A 21086-nucleotide genomic window follows, 5' to 3' on the forward strand; every position below is an offset into this window, starting at 1 on the left:
TTCAAACGCCAATCTCCTCGTTTCGCTCAAAGCCCTCAGGCAAGCCGAAGGTCTTCATGCCGCCCACCGCCGCGATCGCATTGCGCACGAAGCGGTCGTCCACCAGGTCCTTGGCGACAAACGCGGGGTCCAGGTCGGCGAGGAATTTCTTGTCGCCCTCGATGAGCGTGTCTTTCAGGCGGCGTACCAGCTCCTCGGTGTAGCTGGGGAATGGATACGGCTGGAAGTCGATGCGATGCTCATCCCAGTTGGCGTGCTGGATCGCGCCGTCAGCCAGGTAAGCCGCACGGTCGCTGGCAGCCGGCGCCAGGACTTTGCGCAGCACTGGTTCGGCATGCGGGGTGTAGCGGTTCTCGCCGTCCTTGGACAGCAGCTTCACCGCCTCTTCACGGTTGTCGCGGGTCCAGACCTGGGCCTTGACGATTGCATTCACCACCTTCTGCGACCATTCCGGGCGGTTGGTCAGGTCATGCTCGTGCATGAACACCACGCAGCACGCATGGTTGCGCCACACGTCGCCGGTAAAGCGCTGCACCCGGCCCACGTTGAGGTTTTCCGCCAGGGCGTTGAACGGCTCGGCGACGATGTAGCCGTCGATGCGCTTGCTGGCCAGGGCCGGCGGCATGTCCGAGGGCGGCAACACGATCAGGTTGACCTCGTTGGCGGCAATCGCACTCCCGGCGGCGCGGGCCACCGGGGTCAGGCCGTTGTCGCGGAACAGCTGCTGCACCACCACGTTGTGGATCGAGTACCAGAACGGAATCGCCACCGACTTGCCGCCCAGTTGCTTCACATCGGTAATGCCTGGGGATACGGTCAAACCCGAGCCACCCACATGGTTCCAGGCCACGACCTTGGCCGGGACCTTGCTGCCATACCGCGCCCATACGGTCATCGGCGACAGCAGGTGAATCACGTTGACCTGCCCGGAAATGAACGCCTCGATCACCTGGGCCCAACTGCGCAGCAGCACCGGGCGCTCGGCCTTGATGCCTTCGGCCTCGAACAGGCCATTGTTGTGGGCCACCAGCAACGGCGTGGCGTCGGTGATCGGCAAATAGCCGATGCGTACCGGTGCGTCCGGCTCACTGGCCGCCCGGGCCTGCAAGCTGCTCAGCAGTGGCAAGGCTCCGGCGGCACTGAGCACGGCCGAGAGTTTGAGAAAGTCACGGCGCGAGTGAGTGAGGTCATCCAGACACATGGCAAGGCTCCAGCAGTTCAGGGGGTTGGGGGTCAGTGCGGCTCGCCCGCCGTAGGGTTTTGAGAATCTCGATGCGCAGGGTGCCGATGGCTTCCACCTGTTCTTCCCGCGGTTGCGGCAAGTCGATGCGCCATTCGCCGAGGGTCCGCGCCGGGCGGTTACCCAGTAGCAGAATCCGGTCGGACAACAGCAGCGCTTCGTCGATATCGTGGGTGATCAGCACCGCCGCCGAACCTTGCTCGCGATTGACCTTGAGCAGCAGGTGCTGCATGTCGGCACGGGTCACTTCATCCAGGGCACCGAAGGGCTCGTCCAGCAGCAATACCTGCGGCTGGCGGGCCAGGCAACGCGCCAGCGCCGTGCGCTGGGCCATGCCGCCGGACAGCGCCGCCGGGAATTGCTGGCGGGCGTGTTCCAGGCCTACGGCGTGGATCGCATGGTCGACCCGGCTGCGACGTTCTTCAGGGCTGAGGTGCGGCTGGCGGGCAAAGTCCAGGCCGAAGGCGACGTTCTTTTCCAGGCTCAGCCACGGCAGCAGGCTGGGGTCCTGGAACGCCACCGCCACCCGCGGGTGCGGGCCATTCAACGGCTCGCCCAACAGGCGGATGCTGCCGCCCTGGGGCGCTTGCAAACCGGCGAGCACCCGCAGCAGGCTGGACTTGCCAACGCCGCTGGGGCCGAGGATCGACACCACTTCGCCGGGCTGCAATTGCAGGTCGAAACCTTCCAGCACCGAATTGCCCGCATAGCCCAGGCAAATTCCCTGGGCGTGCAATACCGCCTGGCTCATAGATTGGCCTGACGGTTCAACTCGGTGCGCAACTGCACCAGGCTCGGGGTCACGATCGGCACAAATGCCGACTCGCGCCAGCGCCGGGCAAAACCGCTGCCGTGGGCCGTCAGGTAGGCCTTGCCGCCGCTGGCTTGCAGCTCCAGTTGCACAGCGCTGGCAGCGATTTCCGCGAGGGCGATGCGCAGGCGGAACAACGGTACCGGCTCAGTGCCGAAGCGGCCGGCCAGCAGGCCTTTCTTCAGGTCGTTGACCGCCTGTTCCAAGGAGGTACGCAACACTTCCAGCTCTTCACGCAATACGGTGCGGCTGGAGCCCAGGTGATTGGCCACCTCCGCCAGCGAGCGCCGCGCCAGGCCGATGGACATGCCGCATTGCAAGCCCAGAAACGCCGGGCGCACGGCCGGCAGGAACTTGCGTGCATCCTCATGCAACAACCAGTCGCGGCTCAGCTCCACGGCTTCAAAGCCGAGGGCCGCGGTATTGCTCGATTGCAGGCCCAGCAGTTCCAGGTCGCGGGAACGTTGCAGGCCGGACACCGAGTCCGGGATCGCCAGGATAAACGGCGCGCCGCCCTGGGCATGCTCGATGGCGGCAGCCACCACAAACCCGTTCTTGCGCAGGTTGGTCACCCAGTGCAGGCGGCCATTGAGGTTCCAGCCGTCGTCGGTCGGCTCGGCGCTGATTTGCAGCGACTCGATGCCAGACAAAAACTTCATCGCGTTGGACAGCCCGGTCGCCCCGGCCAGCTTGCCGCTCAGCAGGTCCGGCAGCAGTTGCTCGCGCAGGCGCTGGTTCGGGCTTTGCAGCAGGTATTCGATAAACGAGCGTTGGCCCCAGCACACAAACGCCGACGCCAGGGAATGGCTCGCTACGTCGGCGATAGCTTCCACCGCGCCGGTGACATCGCCGCCCAGGCCACCGAGGTCCTTGGGCACACCGATACGTAATACATTGGCCTCTGCCAGCCGTGGCAGCACTTCCTGCGGATCGCAACTGCCCACATCCAGGGCCTGCGCTTGAACATCGAGCCAACGGCTCAAGATTGGGTCAAGCATTCATGTTTCTCCTTGTTGCAGCATGTTTACCATCGCGAACGCTTGCGCGCCTTCAGCTAGCCGGTTTTTCCCAACGGTATTGCGCCAGTTCCGGATTCAACGGGGTACGGGCAAACACGTTGGCGAAGTTGCACAGGGTGGCCAGGCTCACACCCAGAATAACCTCAAGGGCATGACCGTCGGTGTAGCCTGCCTCACGGAACGCGGTGTAGCCGGCGTCGCTGACATCACCGCGGGTGGCGATCACTTCACGGGTGAACGCGGCCAGTGTCTCATAACGCTCGTTGGGCAGTTCGCCGCGCTGGCGCAGGGCGTCGATCACGTCTTCCGGCAGCTTGGCCTTGTTGCGCGCTACGGCAGTGTGCCCGGCGACGCAGAAATCGCAACCGTGATTGGTGGCGGCAATCAGTTGCACCACTTCGCGGTCGGCCAGGCTCAGGTCAGACTTGGCGTTCAGGCCCGACACGGTGATGTAGGTTTCCAGGGCTGCCGGGGCGTTGGCCAGCACCGCCAACAGATTGGGGATGAACCCGGAACCCTTCAGGGCATTTTCCAGAAAGGGCTTGGCCGCCTCAGGAGCGGTTTCCAGGGTTAGCATCGGTACGCGGGACATGGAGTGGTCTCCTCATGGATTCGTGTACCAAGTCTGTTGGTTATAAAAAATCCGCTCAATAGTCTAAAGTAGCGATTACTTGCTCTAGAGTCTTTCCGTTAGATGAATTCGTCCAGTTCACTCGTCGATTGGTTATTAGATAGCCTTGAACTCAACACCAGCCTGTTTCACGTCGGGCGTTACTGCGGCGACTGGCACGCCAGCACCCATGGCCTGGCAAGCGCGAGTTTTCATCTGGTGGTGCAAGGGCAATGCTGGATGCACATCGACGGCGACTCGACCCCTTACCCATTGAACAACGGCGATGCAGTCTTCCTGCTGCGGGACCTGGCGTACCGCTTGTCCAGCGATGGCACCGCCACCGGCGCCCAGGAATGCCCGCGCAAACCGATGCTGCCACTGGACAGCCAAGCCAGTGACGGCGTGGGCCTGGTGTGCGGGTTCTTTCACTTCCAGTCCGGGCTGTCGGCGATGATTGTCGACACCCTGCCCGCCTGGATCATCCTGCGGGCCGGTGACCCATCGCTGACCGCCGCGCGCAACCTGTTCGAACTGATCCTGCAGGAATGCGAGCGCACGCCGGCGCCCTCGCCCGCCCTGCTGGAGCGCCTCTGCCACCTGCTGTTCCTGTATGTGCTGCGCCAGCAAGTGCTGGACAACACCGACCTCGGCGGCCTGGCGGCGCTGGCTCGGCAACCGGCATTTGCCAACCTGCTGGAGCAGTTGATCGCACGCCCGGCCGAGCCCTGGACCCTGGAAAGCATGGCGGCCTGCACCGGCCTGTCGCGCTCGGCGTTCTTCAAGCGCTTCAATGAACTGTGCGGGCAGTCGCCGGGGCAAGTGCTGCTGATGATGCGTGTGCGCCACGCCTGCCAACTGTTCAAGCAGGACCAGACCGTAGCGGACGTGTCCCTCGCCGTGGGTTATCAATCGGTGGCGGCGTTTACCCGGGCCTTCCATAAGGTCACCGGCTTCCAGCCCGGCGCCTACCGCAAGGCTCAAGGTTGACGCTGCAACCCATTGCCCGGCCGGGCACACAACTCCACCAGCCAATCGACAAACACCCGCACCCGTTGCGACAGCTGGCGATGCGGCGGGTACAGCGCCGTCAGCGGTAACCTGGGCGGCGGCTGATGCGCCAGCACCTCCACCAGCGTGCCCGCTTCCAACTGGCGAACGGCGTGGTAGTACGGCGTCTGTACCAGGCCGTAACCCGCCTCACAGGCCGCCAGGTAACCATCGGCACTGTTGACCGCCACTTGCTTGGGCAGGTCGACCAAGCGGATGTCGCTGCCGATCTGAAACTCCAGGCCATAGCGTTTGCCGCTGGTGCTGGAGAAATACTCCACCACTTGATGGCCGGCCAACTCATCCAGCGTCGATGGCACGCCGAACCGCTGCAAGTAGCCGGGGCTGGCGCAGGTCACCTGATCCATCATCGCCAGCGGCCGGGCCACCAGCGACTCGTCCAGCGCCAGGCCGCCGCGCAACACGCAATCCACGCCTTCGCGGATCAGGTCCACCGGGCGGTCATTGAGGCCGATTTCCAGATCGATCTGCGGGTAACGCGTGGTGAACTCGGGCATTGCCGGAATTACCAGGAAGCGCCCGATCCCCGACGGCATATCAATGCGCAACGTGCCGCGCGGGTTGCGCCGGCTGGTGGAGAACACCGCCTCGGTTTCCTCAAGGTCCGCCAACAGGCTCACGCAACGCTGGTAGTAAGCGGCGCCGTCCAGGGTCGGGCTGACCTGGCGCGTGGTGCGCTGCAACAGTTGCACCCCCAGGTGCGCCTCCAGTTGCTTGATCAGGATGGTCACCGAGGCACGCGGCAGTTGCAGGCTGTCAGCCGCCTTGGCAAACCCGCCCAGTTCGACAATCCGTACGAACACTCGCATCGCATTAAAACGGTCCACGGGCCGGTTTCCTTCAGGGATTATTTAGAATTTCATAATAGTGATAGCGGTTTTAGCCGGTTTATCCCGCTTTTGTCGAGGGCAACAATGGAGGCCTTCCCACACAGGAGCTGGACCCATGCACACACGTCAACTCGGTAAAAATGGTCCCCAGGTGTCCGCCATCGGCCTCGGCTGCATGGGCATGACCGATTTCTACACCACCGGCACCGATACCACCGAAGCCATCGCCACTCTGCACCGCGCCCTGGAGCTGGGGATCAACCTGCTGGACACCGCCGACATGTACGGCCCCCATACCAACGAAGAACTGATTGGCAAGGCCATCGCCGGCAAGCGCGACCAGGTGTTCCTCGCCAGCAAGTTCGGCATCGTGCGCGACCCGGCGAACCCGGCACTGCGTGGCGTCAACGGCCGCCCGGAATACATTCGCGAGGCCATCGACGGCACCTTGAAGCGCCTGGGCGTGGAAACCCTGGACCTGTATTACCAGCACCGCATCGACCCCGAAGTGGCGATTGAAGAAACCGTTGGCGCCATGGCCGAGTTGGTCAAGCAAGGCAAGGTGCGTTACCTGGGCTTGAGTGAAGCGTCGGCGGCTACCCTGGAGCGCGCTCACAAGGTGCATCCCATCAGCGCCCTGCAAAGCGAATATTCGTTATGGAGCCGCGACCAGGAAGACAACGGTTGCCTCGCGGCCTGCCAACGCCTGGGAATCGCGTTTGTGCCCTACAGCCCACTGGGCCGCGGCTTCCTGACCGGCGCGCTGAAAAGCCCGGATGACTTTGCGGCGGATGACTATCGCCGGTTCAGCCCGCGTTTCCAGGGTGAAAACTTCGCGAAGAACCTGCTGCTGGTGAAACAGGTACAAGCCCTGGCCGCCGACAAGGGCGTGACCGCCGGGCAACTGGCGTTGGCCTGGGTGCTGGCGCAAGGGGATTACCTGATCCCGATCCCGGGGACCAAGCAACGCAAATACCTGGAAGAGAACGTCGCGGCACTGGAGGTCAAGCTCAGCCCGACCGAGTTGGCGGCGCTGGAGGCCATCTTCCCGGCCAACGCCACAGCCGGGCTGCGCTACCCGGAAGCGGTCATGCAGATGCTGGACAAATAATCCTGCCACGCCGGATCGGGGCTGGCTCGCCAGCTCCGCGCCTTAAATCCCTGCCCTGGGTTTTCTTGCACGATAGTGCCTCAAGCTCGCCCGTCCCAAGCCGATAGCCCTTCGAAGCTCTAACAAAGCCGCGTCGCACAATAAACGCTTCGTAAGGACGACCCCATGCCCTCATTGCGCTCTATCCAAGCCCGCTACACCCTGTTCCTGGTGCTGTTCGTCCTGTTGTTATTCGTCTTGACGGTGGTGGGCATCGGACAGTTGGTGGCCCCCAAGCTGCGCCACACCGAAGAACAGGTGGCCCTCAATCGCATTGCCGAAGTGGCCGAGCAGATCCAGGGCGAACTGAACAAGGTTCAGGCCCAGCAACGCAGCATCACCCAAACCATCACGCTGCTGGACAGCGACGCCATCGACAAGGTGCTGCCAGGCCTGGTGGACCAGTACGGCGAATTGAAAGTGTTCGGCGGCGGCATCTGGCCCCTGCCCAACCAACGCACCCCGGGACGCAACAAGCACAGCACCTTCTGGCACCGCGATGCCTCGGGCAAGCTGGCGGTGAATACCTTCTGGAACAGCGACGCGGCCCCCAACTACTACGACCAGAGCTGGTACAAGGGCGGCCTCGCTTCGCCCCGCGGCCAGTGCGCCTGGGCGGCGGCCTACAAGGATGACGCCAGCCAGGAGCCACGCACCAACTGCGCGATGGCGATCCAGCGTGACGGCGCAGCCTATGGCGTCGCCACCATCGACGTGACCCTGGGCTTCTTCAACGACCTGGTGGCCAGCAAGGAAAAAGACCTCGGCGGGCAAATGCTGATCGTCGAAGGCGACGGCAAGATCATCAGCAACAGCACGCGCATCAGCGGCCCCGTGGTGTTGAAGAACATCAGCGAATTGACCGGCACCTCGGCCTTTGCCGCCCAAGTCAGCGCCGGCCTGGCCCATCGTGATCAAACCCTGCAACGCAGCGAGTTCGACAACCAGGGCGTGGCCAGCACGTTCTTCATGCGCCCGATCGAGGGCACGCCGTGGTTCCTCGCTACTGCGCTGCCGACTTCGCTGATCACCGCCCAACGTGATGACGTACTGGGCACATTGGCGATGCTGCAAATCCCGATGATCCTGCTGTTGGTGCTGTTGGCGGTGTACGCCATCCGCCAGCTGGTGCACCGGATGACCGCGCTGAAGACCAATATCGACGCACTGTCCAACGGCGATGCCGACCTGACCCGGCGCATCACCATCCGCGCCGAGGATGAACTGGGGGCGATTGGCCATTCGGTGAACCGCTTTATCGTCTACCTGCAAAACATGATCGGAGAAGTGACCCTGGCCACCGGCGCCATGTCGTCGAGCCTGGCGCAATTGCAGCAGACGTCGGCCCAGACCAACCAGATCCTGGTGCGCCATGCCTCGGAAACCGACCAGACCGTCACGGCCATCACCGAGATGAGTTCCACCGCCGACACCGTGGCCGAGAACGCCGCCGAAACGGCTGCGTTCACCCAGCGCGCCAATGAGCACGCCGACCGTTCGCGGGTGGTGGTCGGGGAAGCTTCCCGCAGCGTCAGCGCGTTGATCGGCGAGGTCTCCAGCGCCACCCACACCGTGGAAAACATGCGCCAGGATGCCGCCCGCATCACCGAAACCCTCGGCGTGATCGGCGCCATCGCCGGCCAGACCAACCTGCTGGCACTCAACGCGGCCATCGAAGCCGCCCGGGCCGGCGAACAAGGCCGGGGTTTTGCGGTGGTGGCCGACGAAGTCCGCGCCCTCGCCGCCCGCACCCAGGCCAGCACCTCGCAGATCAATGAGATGCTGGCGCGCCTGACCACGGGCGTGAGTTCCTCGGTGACGGCCATGGAAGCCACCCAGGCCAGCTGCCAGTCTGCGGCTGACGCCACGGCCCGGGTGAACACAGGATTGGACGAGATGGCCGGCTCCGTCAGCCATATCAACAACCTCAGCACCCAGATCGCCACCGCCGCCGAACAGCAAAGCGCAGTGACCGAGGAAATCAACCGCAGCATGGTGCACATCCGCCACATGGTCGAAGAGCTGGTGCAAAGCGGCCACGCCACGGAGCACAACACCCAGAGCCTGCTGGATGCCAATGGCCGGGTTATTGCATTGATGGGTCGCTTCAAGGTGCGTTGAAAAAATAGCCTGAAAGCTCCCGTGCAATGCGCGGGAGCCGGACTATTCTGACAGTTCGCTCCGCCACACAGGAGGTGTGTCATGCACGCAGTTGAGCACCCGATCCGTCTGGAGCGGATCAGTCAGGAACGCTATATACAAGCCTCTATCGACGATGTTTACGACTACGTTACCCAACCGGATCGCTGGCATGAATGGCATCCGACATCCCTGGGCGCCGACACCGGTATCGCCGGCTCATTGCCTGCCGGTCATCGTTTCACTGAAACCATCGACCTGCTGGGTGTGCGGGTTCCCATGAGCTATCGCGTGCAGATTGCGCAGCGACCGCGGGAGTTCAAGACCGCGTTCACCTCATTGGCGGTCGATGGCTGTATTCATTATCTGCTGCAAGTACAGGGCAACGGCACGCTGTTCAAGCGCATCCTCACCTATGAAACCGAACTGCAACTGACCACCCTGCATGAGCGCATGATCGCACTGTCCAACCAGGCCCTTGATCAGCTCAAGCAGCGCCTGGAATCCCCGCCAGCCTGACAAAACCGTCATTTCCCTCTCAGTTTTCCGACAGCACCAGGCGGTTATTCTGGTGCTGTCGGTTTTTCGTAAAACCTCGTAACACTCCCGGGAAACCCTTTTTTAAAAAGCGCGGAGAATGCCCGGCTGTTGCCCTTTATCTGACGAGATGATGATGAAAACTACCCTACGACTGGCCGTGCTGGCGGCGCTGCTCATCAGCACCCTGGCCCAGGCTGCCGAGCTGATCCCGATTGACGTGCACCGTGATGCCAACTGCGGTTGCTGCAAAAAGTGGATTGCCCACCTGGAGAGCAACGGGTTCAAGGTCAACGACCATGTGGAAAGCAACATGAGCGAGGTCAAGCAACGCCTGGGCGTGGCGCCGCGCCTGGCGTCTTGCCATACCGGCGTGATCGACGGCAAGTTCGTCGAAGGCCATGTGCCAGCCGACCAGGTCTTGGCCCTGCGCAAGCGCGACGACTTGCTGGGCATTGCGGCGCCAGGCATGCCCATGGGCTCGCCTGGCATGGAGATGGACGGCAGCAGCGATGCCTATCAGGTCATCGGCCTGACTCGCGATGGCGAAGACGTGGTAGTGGCTGACTATCCGGCACGCTGATTGATGCTTGCCGGTTACCTGGGACTGTTTTTCGCCGCCTTCGGCGCCGCCACGCTGTTGCCGATGCAATCGGAGGCGGTGCTGGTGGGGCTGTTGATCAGCGGGCACTACAGCCTGTGGTTGCTGCTCGGGGTTGCAACGGCCGGCAACGTATTGGGCTCGGTGGTCAACTGGCTGCTGGGCCGCTCGGTCGAGCGCTTCAAGGATCGACGCTGGTTTCCGGTCAGCCCCAGGCACCTGGAAAAGGCCCGTACCCACTACCAGCGCTGGGGCCATTGGTCGTTGCTGCTCAGTTGGGTGCCGATCATTGGCGACCCGCTGACCCTGGTGGCCGGGGTCATGCGCGAACCGTTCTGGCGGTTCCTGGTGCTGGTGACCCTGGCCAAAGGGGCGCGCTACGGGGTACTGGCCATGCTCACCCTGCACTGGATTTAATCTCCCGTTAATCCCCTCGCCACAGCATCCGGGCACTGTTCCCGGAGCTCTAACCATGTCCAAGATCCGCTCTCTGTGCGTCGCCAGCCTGTTGCTCGGCAGCGCCCTGCCCGCCTTCGCCGCCGAAGAAGGTCCGACCTACGGCCCCGAGCTGCAAGGCTTCCAATACCCGTACCCGGTAGAGCACTTCACCTTCCAGTCCCAGGGCAAATCCCTGCAGATGGGCTACATGGACGTGCCGGCCAAGGGCAAGGCCAACGGGCGCAGCATCGTGCTGATGCACGGCAAGAACTTCTGCGGCGCCACCTGGGATGAATCGATCAAGGCCCTGAGCGACGCCGGCTACCGGGTGATCGCTCCCGACCAGATCGGTTTCTGCACCTCCAGCAAGCCGGACAATTACCAGTACAGCTTCCAGCAACTGGCGATCAACACCCATCAACTCCTGGAAAAACTTGGTATTCAGAAGGCTACCCTGCTCGGCCATTCCACTGGCGGCATGCTTGCCACACGCTACGCCCTGCTCTATCCGCAGCAAACCGAACAACTTGCCCTCGTAAACCCGATTGGCCTGGAAGACTGGAAGGCCATCGGCGTGCCCTACCGCAGCGTTGACCAATGGTACGAGCGCGAGTTGAAACTGACCGCCGAAGGCATCCGCAAATACGAGCTCGACACCTACTACGTCGGCCGCTGGAAGCCTGAATACGACCGCTGGGTCGATATGCTCGCCGGCATGAACAAAGGCCCCGGCCACACCCAGGTGGCGTGGAACTCGGCGCTGATTTACGACATGATCTTCACCCAGCCGGTGTACTACGAGTTCAAGGACCTGCAGATGCCCACCCTGCTGCTGATCGGCACTTCCGACAACACCGCCATTGGCAAAGACCTGGCGCCACCGGCGGTCAAGGCGAAGCTCGGCAACTACGCGGTGCTGGGCAAGAAAGTGGCCAAGCTGATTCCCCACGCCACCCTGGTGGAATTCCCGGGTCTGGGCCATGCACCGCAAATGGAAGAGCCGGCACAGTTTCACAAGGCACTGTTGCAAGGGCTGAACGCCCTTTAATCCAACCTTTTTCGAGGCATGCGTGAATGTCGGTACAGATCGCAGTGATTGATGATTGGCAGAATGTGGCCAGTGGCGTGGTGGACTGGTCAGTCCTGGCGTCGGTCGGCCAGGTGCACTTCCTCCACGATTACCCGGCGGACACCGCCACGTTGATCGAGCGTTTGCAGGGGTTCGAGGTGATCTGCGTGATGCGCGAACGCACCACCTTCGACCGGGTTCTGTTGCAAGGCTTGCCCAGGCTCAAGTTGCTGGTGACCGGCGGCATGCGCAACGCCGCCATCGACATTCCTGCGGCCAAGGCCCTGGGTATCCAGGTAGGCGGCACTGACAGTTACAAGCACGCCGCCCCGGAACTGACTTGGGCGCTGATCATGGCCTCCACCCGCAACCTGCTGGCCGAAGCCAATTCCCTGCGCGCCGGGGGTTGGCAAGTGGGCCTGGGCGGCGATTTGTACGGCAAGACCCTGGGGATTCTCGGGCTGGGCAGCATTGGCCAGAAGGTCGCCAAATTTGGCCAGGCGTTCGGCATGCGCGTGATTGCCTGGAGCGAAAACCTTACCCCAGAGCGCGCTGCCGAAAGCGGCGTGACCTGGGTCAGCAAGCGCGAGTTGTTTGAACAGGCGGACGTGTTGTCGATTCACCTGGTGCTCAGCGACCGCAGCCGCGGGCTGGTGGACGCTGAGGCGTTGGGCTGGATGAAACCTACAGCGCATCTGGTGAACACGGCACGCGGGCCGATTGTCGATGAGGCCGCCTTGATTGACGCCCTGGCCAATGGCCGGCTGGCGGGCGCAGCACTGGACGTGTACGCCCAGGAGCCGCTGCCAGCCGGGCATCCATTCCGCCAGTTGCCCAACGTATTGGCCACCCCTCATGTGGGGTACGTCAGCGAGCAGAACTACCGCCAGTTCTACCAGCAGATGATCGAAGACATCCAAGCGTGGGCCAAAGGAGTGCCCGTTCGCGCACTAAGCTAGTGCACACATTTCACCTCCCACTCCCCCCCGTAGCAGCTGTCGAGCCTCAGCGAGGCTGCGTCGGGCGCACTGCCGATCCTGAACCGGAGCGCGCTCGACAGCTGCTACCGGGCTCATGAAAAAAATTTGTCCTACAAAAATACCCCACAGACCCCACGGGCTCTGGGATCTGTCCTAGACTCATGACCGATGGGTCCGATCCAAAACAAAAACCCCGCAAAAAATCGAAACTTTCCAACTCTGCCACAGGTCAGGTTTAAGGTAAGGCGAGTGCTGACGGTTCCCACCGAACGCCCGTCCATCCACTCTATTTAAGACTCCAGCACAACTGGCATAAGGCTTGCCAGTCTGTGTAGCGCTTGTGCGCCTGGCCGCAGGACGCGGTCAACCTTCGCTGATTGCCATATGCCATCAGCCGACCAAAACTCGGGAGAGAACTATGATCAGTGCCGCTGTAGATACTCAGGGAGAGCGTTTTAGTCAGCCGGTTGGCGGGCCGACCTCATTGGCCGACCTTCCCAACACGGTGCGGCCGGTCCCACGTGTGAATCCCAATCGCAAAAAAGTGCTGTTTGTCACTTCCGAACTGGCCGACCTGGTGAAAACCGGCGGCCTGGGCGACGTTTCCGCCGCACTGCCCCGCGCCATGGCGCACCTGCACGATGTGCGCGTGCTGATCCCCGGCTACCCGCAGGTGCTGGACAGCGACAACCCGATTCATATCATCGGTGAGCTGGGGGGCCACGCCGCGCTGCCACCGTGCAAGATCGGGCGCATGGACCTCAAGGACGGCCTGGTTATCTACGTGCTGATCTGCCCCGAGCTTTACGAGCGCGAAGGTACGCCCTACGGCGCCAACAACGGCCGCGACTGGCCCGACAACCATATCCGCTTCGCCCGCCTGGGCCTGGCCGCCGCCGATATTGCCGCCAACCTGGCGCAGATCCACTGGTGCCCGGACCTGGTGCACGCCCATGACTGGCCAGCAGGCCTGGCGCCAGCCTATATGCACTGGCGTGGGTCACGCACTCCAACGCTGTTCACCATTCATAACCTCGCCTACCAGGGCGTGGTCAGCCTCGCCTCGTGCCCGGAACTGGGGATTCCCGAACACGCCTTGCAGCAAGAAGGCATGGAGTTCTACGGCAAGCTGTCATTCCTCAAGGCCGGCATGGCGTATTCCAGCCATATCACCACGGTCAGCGCCACCTACGCCCAGGAAATCACCACCCCCGAATTTGGCTGCGGTCTGGATGGCTTCCTCGCCAGCAAGACCCAGCAAGGCTTGCTCAGCGGCATTCCCAACGGCATTGATGAAAGCTGGGAGTCGTCCACCGACCCGCACCTGACCCACCCTTTCAACATTGGTGACTGGGAAGGCAAGGCACAGAACGCCGCCCATGTGCGCAACCTGTTTGGCTTGCACGACTCCACCGGCCCGCTGTTCGCCGTGGTATCGCGCCTGGTCTACCAGAAAGGCCTGGACCTGACCGAGGCGGTCGCCAGTTTCATCGTCGAAAATGGCGGCCAGATCGCGATCATCGGTCGTGGTGAGCCGGAAGAAGAACAAGCCATGCGTGCCCTGGCCCTGCGCTTTCCCGGCCAGATCGGCGTGCGCATCGGCTTTAACGAGACCGACGCGCGCCGCATGTTCGCCGGCAGCGACTTCCTGTTGATGCCATCCCGTTACGAACCCTGCGGCCTGAGCCAGATGTACGCCCAGCGCTTCGGCTCGTTGCCGGTTGCACGCAACACCGGCGGCCTGGCCGACACCATTGAGGATGGCGTCACCGGCTTCCTGTTCAACGAATCCACTGTCGAAAGCTACGAAGCGGCCCTGAGCCGCGCGTTCAAGGTCTTCGCCTTCCCAGGCTTGCTCAACGCCATGCGTTGCCGGGCTATGGCCGCACCGTTCAACTGGTGCCAGGCAGTGGAACCCTATGCCGAACTTTATGAGAAACTGGTAGCGAAAGCGCTGGGAAGATCGGGGAAACAGTAAAAAGAGGTCTTCATAGATGCCGTCACGGACTCTGGAAACCTGGCCCCACGGCGCGATCATGCTGGATGCGGAACACACCCGCTTCGCGTTATGGGCGCCAGACGCGTTTTATGTCAGCGTTGAATTTGAGGAAGGAAAATCGGTAGCGATGCTGCCCCAGGCCGATGGCTGGTTTGTGGTGCAGCTGCAATGCCCGCCGGGCACCCGCTACCGCTACAACATCGACGGCGAACAGGACGTTCCCGACCCGGCTTCCCGGGCACAGGCCACGGACGTTCACGGCTTCAGCGTGGTGGTCGACCCCCTGGCCTATCAGTGGCGCCAAAGCCACTGGCAAGGCCGGCCGTGGCACGAAGCGGTGATCTACGAGATACACATGGGCGTACTGGGGGGCTACGCCGAGGTCGAGAAACAACTGCCGCGCCTCGCCGAACTGGGGGTCACCGCCATTGAGCTGATGCCCATCGCGCAATTCCCCGGCGAACGTAACTGGGGTTACGACGGTGTCCTGCCCTACGCTCCCCAATCCTCCTACGGTTCGCCCGAGCAGCTCAAACAGCTGATCGACAGTGCGCACCACTATGGCCTCGCGGTAATCCTCGATGTGGTCTACAACCACTTCGGCCCCGACGGCAACTACCTCGGCACCTACGCCAAGGGTTTCTTTCGCGAAGACGTGCACACGCCCTGGGGCGCGGGCATCGACTTTGATCGCCGGGAGGTCCGGGATTTCTTCATCGACAACGCCCTGATGTGGCTGCTGGAATACCGCTTCGACGGCCTGCGCCTGGACGCCGTGCACGCCATCAACGATCCCGAATTTCTGCAGGAGCTGGCGCAAAAAGTACGCCAGCAAGTCGACACGGGGCGGCATGTGTGGCTGGTGCTGGAAAACGAATTCAACCAGGCCAGCCTGCTGGAAAGCGGTTTCGACGCCCAGTGGAACGATGACGGCCACAACGCCCTGCACGTGCTGCTCACCGGCGAAACCGACGCCTACTACAGCGATTTCGCCCAGGACCCCACGGGAAAACTGGCGCGCTGCCTGAGCGAAGGATTTATCTACCAGGGCCACACCACGCGCCACGGCCACACGCGCGGCGAGCCCAGCGGGCACCTGCCGCCCAGCGCCTTTGTGCTGTTCCTGCAGAACCACGACCAGATCGGCAACCGCGCCCTGGGCGAACGCCTGCATCAACTGTGTTCGCCCCAGGCCCTGAGCGCCGCGACGACCTTGCTGCTGATGTCGCCGATGATCCCGCTGATGTTCATGGGCGATGAAGTCAACGCCGAGGAGCCGTTCCTGTTCTTCACCGACCATCACGGCGAACTGGCCGAGGCGGTACGTGAAGGCCGGCGCAACGAGTTTGCCGACTTTGCCGCGTTCAGCGACCCCGAACGCCGCGAACGCATTCCCGACCCCAACTCCCTGCAGACCTTCCGCCGCTCGGCACCCGCCCTCGCCGACTGCGGCGACTCGCAGCTCTACCGGCACCTGCTGAGCCTGCGCCACCAACATATCGTGCCGCACCTGCCCGGCAGCATGGCCCTGGGTGCGCACGTGCTGGCAGAGGGCGCGGTCACGGCGCGCTGGCGCCTGGGCAATGGCAGCCTGTTGCAGATCGACCTCAACCTGAGCGCCGATTCTCTGAACTACCCGGCTGCCGAGCACCTCCTATTTGTGACGCAGGCCAGCGGGGCCGAACAATTGGCTCCCCTCAGCGCCCGCGTCAGCCTCACCCATTCCCCTGTTGGAGAGCACCCTTGAGCGACGCGCAATTGGAAATACTCGCCAGCCGAGCGGGCCTGGCCGTCGATTGGATCGACGCGAATGGCCGCCCGCAACATGTAAAGCCCGACGCCCTGCGCGCCGTGCTCAAAGGCCTGGGCCACCCGGCCGACAGCGACGCCGAGATCGAAGCCAGCCTGCTGGACCTCGAACGCGTGCAACAAGACAAGCACCTGCCGCCCCTGATGACCGTCGACAGCGGCGCCGGCCTGGACCTGGCGCGCTACTTCGCCCCCGGTACGCCGTGCCAGATTCACCTCGAAGATTCCAGCGTGCTGGACCTGAGCCTTGACGAGAACGCGGTGTTGCCCGGCTCGATTCCGGTCGGCTACCAACAAGTGCATATTGCCGACCAGCATTTCACCCTGGCCGTGGCACCGACGCATTGCTACACCGTTGCAGAAGCGGTCGACACCCAGACCGCCCGCGCCTGGGGCCTGAGCGCCCAGCTGTATTCCCTGCGCCGCAGCGGCGACGGCGGCTTTGGCGATACCCAGGCCCTGGAACAACTGGCCCGCGCCGCCGCCGAACGCGGCGCCGACGCCCTGGCCATCAGCCCGATGCACGCGATGTTCAGCGCCGACACCGAGCGCTTCAGCCCCTATTCCCCGTCCAGCCGCCTGTTCCTCAACAGTCTGTACGCGTCCCCCGGCTGCATCCTCGGCGAACGTGCGGTGCAAACTGCCATCGAGGCCAGCGGGCTGGCCGACGAATTGAATGACCTTGAGCAACAAAGCCTGATCGACTGGCCGGCCGCGGCCAAAGCCAAGCAGCGCCTGTTGCGCACCCTGTATGACGACTTCCGCCAGGGCGACCACCCGCAACATGCCGACTTCCTGAGCTTCCGCCAGGCTGGCGGTGAAGCCCTGGAAAACCACTGCCGCTTCGAAGCCGTACAAGCCGAACGCGCGGCCAACGGCGAGAGCCTCGACTGGCGCCACTGGCCAGAGGACTGGCACAGCCCGCAAAGCCCGGCCCTGGTGCAGTTTGCCGAAGCCAATCGGGACGAAATCGGCTTCTACGCCTTCAGCCAATGGCTGATTGCTCGGTGCCTGGAACGCGCGCAACAAGCGGCGCGCGGCAGCGGCATGGGTGTCGGCCTGATCGCCGACCTCGCAGTGGGCGCCGACGGCGGCGGCAGCCAGGCCTGGAGCCGCCAAGATGAACTGTTGGCGGAACTGACCGTGGGTGCGCCACCTGACATCCTCAACCGTGCCGGCCAGGGCTGGGGTATCTCCGCGTTTTCCCCTGAAGGCCTCAAGCGCAACGGCTTTCGCGCGTTTATCGAAATGCTGCGGGCCAACTTCGCCCACGCCGGCGGCTTGCGCATCGACCATGTGATGGGCCTGCAACGCCTGTGGGTGATCCCGATGGACGCCTCGCCACGGGACGGCGCCTACCTGTATTACCCGGTGGATGACCTGCTGCGGCTGTTGGCCCTGGAGTCGAGCCGCCACCAGGCCATCGTCCTCGGTGAAGACCTCGGCACCGTACCCGACGGCCTGCGGGAAAAACTCATCGCGCGCTCAATCCTTGGGATGCGCGTGCTGCTGTTCGAACAAGACCACGGCGGCCAGTTCAAGCCGATCCTCGATTGGCCGGACAACGCGCTGGCCACCACCAGCACCCACGACCTGCCGACCCTCAACGGTTGGTGGCACAGCCGCGATATCGACTGGAATGTCCAGTTGGGCCTGATCGATGCACCCACCGTCGAGCAATGGAGCGAACACCGCCTGCGGGAACGCCAGGCACTGCGCCAGGCCTTGAGCCAGGACCCGCAGAACTTCATCGACGAAGTGCGCAACGAAACCGACCACGTCATCGACGCCAGCGTGCGCTACCTGGGCCACACCCGCGCACCCTTGGTATTGCTGCCGCTGGAGGACGCCCTGGGGGTCGAGGAACAATCCAACCTGCCCGGCACCACCGATACCCACCCGAACTGGCGCCGCCGCCTGTCGGGCGATGCCGCCACCCTGCTCGATGATGAAAACGCCGCCCGCCGCCTTGAGTTGATGGCCGTGGCGCGCATCCAGGCCCAAGAGCGTGACCGATGAAAGCATTGACGCTTCGGGCTACCCAGCGCCTGCAATTTCATAAGGGCTTCACCCTCGACGACGCCGTGCCGCTGGTGCCGTACTTCGCCGAGCTGGGCATCAGCCACCTCTACGCCTCGCCATTGCTGAGCGCCCGCGCCGGTTCGATGCACGGCTATGACGTGGTCGATCCCACCACCGTCAATCCCGAGCTGGGCGGCGAACCGGCGCTGCGGCGATTGGTTGCGGCGTTGCGCGAACATGACATGGGGCTGATCCTCGATATCGTGTCCAACCACATGGCCGTCGGCGGTGCCGATAATCTGTGGTGGCTGGACTTGCTGGAATGGGGTCGACTGAGTCCCTACAGCGAATTCTTCGACATTCAATGGCACTCGCCAGACCCGCTGCTCAAGGGCCAACTGCTGATGCCGTTCCTTGGCAGCGACTACGGCGAAGCCCTGCAGTCGGGTGCCCTGCCGCTGCGCTTCGACCCGCTGCACGGCAGCTTCTACGTCGAGCATTACGAACATCGCTTCCCGATCTGCCCGCGGGAATACGGCGAGCTGGTGCCCGTCAAGTCACTGGCCGATCGCTTCAGCAGCCTGGCCTACCAGCCGGACGCCTATCCCCAGGCCGCCGCGCTGAAACAGGAACTGATCGAGGCCGCCCGCGACCCCGAAACCCTGAAGGCCATCGAAGCGAACCTCGACCTCTACGACGCCCGCCAGCCCGAAGGTTTCGCCCGCCTGCACCACCTGCTGGAACAACAAAGCTATCGCCTGGCCAGCTGGCGCACGGCAGCGGACGATATCAACTGGCGGCGGTTCTTCGACGTCAACGAGCTGGGCGGCCTGCGGGTTGAACGCAGCGCGGTGTTCGAAGCGACCCACGGCAAGATCTTCCAACTGATCAGCGAAGGCCTGATCGACGGCCTGCGCATCGACCACATCGACGGCCTCGCCGACCCGCGCGGTTACTGCCGCAAGCTGCGCCGCCGGGTGGACTCGCTGGCGAGTGGGCGGCACTTGCCGATCTTCGTCGAGAAGATCCTCGGCGAAGGCGAAACCTTGCGTGAAGACTGGCGCGTGGACGGCACCACCGGCTACGAATTCATGAACCAGCTGTCATTGCTGCAACATGACCCGAAGGGTTTCGAACCCCTGGCCGAGTTATGGACCCGCCACACCGAGCGCCCGTCTTCATTTATCGAAGAAGCCTGGCTGGCCCGGCAGCAGATCCTCAACGGTTCCCTGGCCGGGGATTTTGAAAGTGTGGCCCAGGCCCTGCTGCAAGTGGCTCGGGACGATGTGATGAGCCGCGACCTGACCCTGGGTGCAATTCGCCGCGCGTTGCAGGAATTGATCGTGCATTTCCCGGTGTACCGCACCTACATCAGCGCCCGGGGCCGCAGCGAACTGGATGACGTGTTTTTCCTGCAAGCCCTGGCCGGTGCCCGCAGCACCTTGAGCGAAGGCGACTGGCCGGTGCTCGACTACCTGGAAAAATGGCTCGGCGGCCAACCCTGGCGCGACCGCCCCCTGGGCCGCAAACGCAAGATGCTCAAGCACGCCTGCGTACGCTTCCAGCAACTGACCTCGCCGGCGGCGGCCAAGGCCGTGGAAGACACTGCGTTCTACCGCTCGGGTGTGTTGTTGTCGCGCAATGACGTGGGTTTCAGCACCGAACAATTCAGCGCCCCGCTGGAAGACTTCCACGCGGTCAACCAGCAACGACTGCGTACCTTCCCCGACAATCTGCTGGCCACCGCCACCCACGACCACAAGCGCGGCGAAGATACCCGTACGCGCCTGGCGGTGCTCAGCGAGGCCGCCGACTGGTATGCCGAGCAGGTGGAGCAATGGCGCCCCCTCGCCGCCCGCCTGCGCAGCGATGCCAACACGCCTTCCGCGGGTGACGAACTGATCCTCTATCAGGTGCTGCTGGGCAGTTGGCCGCTGGACCTGCACCGCGACGATACCGAGGGCCTGGCGGGCTATCACCAGCGCCTGTGGCAGTGGCAGCAAAAAGCCCTGCGTGAAGCCAAGCTCAACAGCAGCTGGAGCGCACCCAACGAGTTGTATGAGCAAGGTGTCGAAGCGTTCCTGTCACGGCTGCTGCTGGAGGACGCCGGCAAGACCCTGCGCGATGCCATCGGCGAGGCCGCCCAGGCCATCGCCCCGGCCGGCGCGCTCAACGGGCTGGCGCAATCCTTGCTTCGCCTCACCGTGCCGGGCGTGCCGGACCTGTACCAGGGTGATGAGTTCTGGGACTTCACATTGGTAGACCCTGACAACCGCCGCCCGGTGGACTACCCCGCACGGCGACAGGGGCTGCACACGCCGCCGGACATCGGCGAGCTGATGTTCAACTGGCATGACGGGCGTATAAAACAGGCGTTGATCAGCCAGGTCCTGGGGTTGCGCAAGGCGCATCCGCAACTGTTTCGCCAGGGCACGTACGAGCCTCTGGAAGTGGTGGGCGAACACGCCGAGCGGGTGGTCGCTTTCTACCGCGAATACCAGGGCAAACAGCTGCTGGTGGTGGTGCCACGCTGGCCTCACCGGCTGCTTGAAAACGGTGTGTATCCCCTGATCAACGCGCAGATTTGGGGCGATACCCGGGTCCGATTACCGTTCGCCGCTCCAACCCAAAATTGGAAGGGACTTTTCCGAACAGGCGCAGTCACACCAAACAAGGAGCTCATGATCAGCGCTGCCCTGGGGGATTTCCCGGTCAATGTCTTTATCAATCCTGATGATCAAGAAAGCTGAAATTTTCTGTG

The 21086-nt window shown here is 63.3% G+C and carries 17 protein-coding genes; 12 read left to right on the plus strand and 5 right to left on the minus strand.

The genetic code is table 11. From position 1 onward, the window contains the following. Position 1 precedes the first annotated feature (1 nt). The 4 genes from HX805_RS16075 to HX805_RS16090 are packed head-to-tail and all read right to left on the minus strand — an operon-like array spanning position 2 to position 3662. Positions 2–1201 carry an ABC transporter substrate-binding protein gene (locus HX805_RS16075; protein WP_010171568.1) on the minus strand — a complete coding sequence of 400 codons (1200 nt, stop codon included), beginning with the start codon at positions 1199–1201 and terminating at the stop codon, positions 2–4. After that, on the minus strand, positions 1188–1991 hold the full coding sequence (locus HX805_RS16080; protein ID WP_003207565.1) for an ABC transporter ATP-binding protein: 804 nt from the start codon (positions 1989–1991) through the stop codon (positions 1188–1190). Before HX805_RS16080 ends, HX805_RS16075 begins: the two co-directional genes overlap by 14 nt. Continuing rightward, positions 1988–3049 carry an acyl-CoA dehydrogenase family protein gene (locus HX805_RS16085; RefSeq protein ID WP_003207563.1) on the minus strand — a complete coding sequence of 354 codons (1062 nt, stop codon included), beginning with the start codon at positions 3047–3049 and terminating at the stop codon, positions 1988–1990. Before HX805_RS16085 ends, HX805_RS16080 begins: the two co-directional genes overlap by 4 nt. Positions 3050–3101: 52 nt before the next feature. Next, positions 3102–3662: a carboxymuconolactone decarboxylase family protein gene (locus tag HX805_RS16090; protein WP_003207562.1), complete on the minus strand. Its 561-nt coding sequence runs from the start codon at positions 3660–3662 to the stop codon at positions 3102–3104. A gap of 102 nt (positions 3663–3764) precedes the next feature. Between HX805_RS16090 and HX805_RS16095 the strand changes: the two genes are divergently transcribed. Beyond that, the gene (locus tag HX805_RS16095) at positions 3765–4670 is read left to right on the plus strand and encodes an AraC family transcriptional regulator (protein WP_087692364.1); all 906 of its coding nucleotides are present in this window, start codon (positions 3765–3767) and stop codon (positions 4668–4670) included. On the opposite strand, the gene HX805_RS16100 is transcribed toward HX805_RS16095, so the two are convergent. Further along, positions 4661–5578, minus strand: a complete 918-nt coding sequence (locus HX805_RS16100) for a LysR family transcriptional regulator (RefSeq protein ID WP_102605555.1) — start codon at positions 5576–5578, stop codon at positions 4661–4663. The two genes, HX805_RS16095 and HX805_RS16100, sit on opposite strands and share 10 nt — an antisense overlap. Positions 5579–5696: 118 nt before the next feature. Between HX805_RS16100 and HX805_RS16105 the strand changes: the two genes are divergently transcribed. From HX805_RS16105 to HX805_RS16155, 11 genes are all read left to right on the plus strand, one after another. Continuing rightward, complete coding sequence (locus HX805_RS16105; protein ID WP_102605556.1) at positions 5697–6692, plus strand: aldo/keto reductase; 996 nt, start codon at positions 5697–5699, stop codon at positions 6690–6692. 165 nt (positions 6693–6857) lie between these two features. Next, positions 6858–8852 (plus strand): methyl-accepting chemotaxis protein, encoded by a 1995-nt coding sequence (locus HX805_RS16110; RefSeq protein WP_177081491.1) that lies wholly within the window; start codon positions 6858–6860, stop codon positions 8850–8852. Positions 8853–8933: 81 nt separating this feature from the next. Continuing rightward, positions 8934–9389: an SRPBCC family protein gene (locus HX805_RS16115; RefSeq protein ID WP_003207553.1), complete on the plus strand. Its 456-nt coding sequence runs from the start codon at positions 8934–8936 to the stop codon at positions 9387–9389. A 154-nt stretch (positions 9390–9543) separates the two neighbouring features. Then, positions 9544–9990, plus strand: a complete 447-nt coding sequence (locus tag HX805_RS16120) for a DUF411 domain-containing protein (RefSeq protein ID WP_177117077.1) — start codon at positions 9544–9546, stop codon at positions 9988–9990. Positions 9991–9993: 3 nt separating this feature from the next. Continuing rightward, the gene (locus HX805_RS16125) at positions 9994–10425 is read left to right on the plus strand and encodes a YqaA family protein (protein WP_177117078.1); all 432 of its coding nucleotides are present in this window, start codon (positions 9994–9996) and stop codon (positions 10423–10425) included. Positions 10426–10480: 55 nt separating this feature from the next. Next, positions 10481–11494, plus strand: coding sequence for an alpha/beta fold hydrolase (locus tag HX805_RS16130; protein ID WP_177117079.1), 1014 nt, complete (start codon positions 10481–10483; stop codon positions 11492–11494). Positions 11495–11520: 26 nt separating this feature from the next. After that, a complete protein-coding gene (locus tag HX805_RS16135) occupies positions 11521–12474 on the plus strand; it encodes a D-2-hydroxyacid dehydrogenase family protein (protein ID WP_177117080.1) in 954 nt (317 codons plus the stop codon). Between the two features lie 439 nt (positions 12475–12913). Next, positions 12914–14473: a glycogen synthase GlgA gene (gene glgA / locus HX805_RS16140; protein WP_177117081.1), complete on the plus strand. Its 1560-nt coding sequence runs from the start codon at positions 12914–12916 to the stop codon at positions 14471–14473. 16 nt (positions 14474–14489) lie between these two features. Next, positions 14490–16241 carry a malto-oligosyltrehalose trehalohydrolase gene (gene treZ, locus HX805_RS16145; RefSeq protein ID WP_177117082.1) on the plus strand — a complete coding sequence of 584 codons (1752 nt, stop codon included), beginning with the start codon at positions 14490–14492 and terminating at the stop codon, positions 16239–16241. Further along, positions 16238–18322 (plus strand): 4-alpha-glucanotransferase, encoded by a 2085-nt coding sequence (malQ, locus tag HX805_RS16150; protein WP_177117083.1) that lies wholly within the window; start codon positions 16238–16240, stop codon positions 18320–18322. The genes treZ and malQ overlap by 4 nt, the downstream gene beginning before the upstream one ends. Next, positions 18319–21075, plus strand: a complete 2757-nt coding sequence (locus HX805_RS16155) for a malto-oligosyltrehalose synthase (protein ID WP_177117084.1) — start codon at positions 18319–18321, stop codon at positions 21073–21075. The genes malQ and HX805_RS16155 overlap by 4 nt, the downstream gene beginning before the upstream one ends. Positions 21076–21086 lie beyond the last annotated feature (11 nt).

Source organism: Pseudomonas sp. G5001 (assembly GCF_013385475.1).
In the GTDB taxonomy this organism is placed as follows: domain Bacteria; phylum Pseudomonadota; class Gammaproteobacteria; order Pseudomonadales; family Pseudomonadaceae; genus Aquipseudomonas.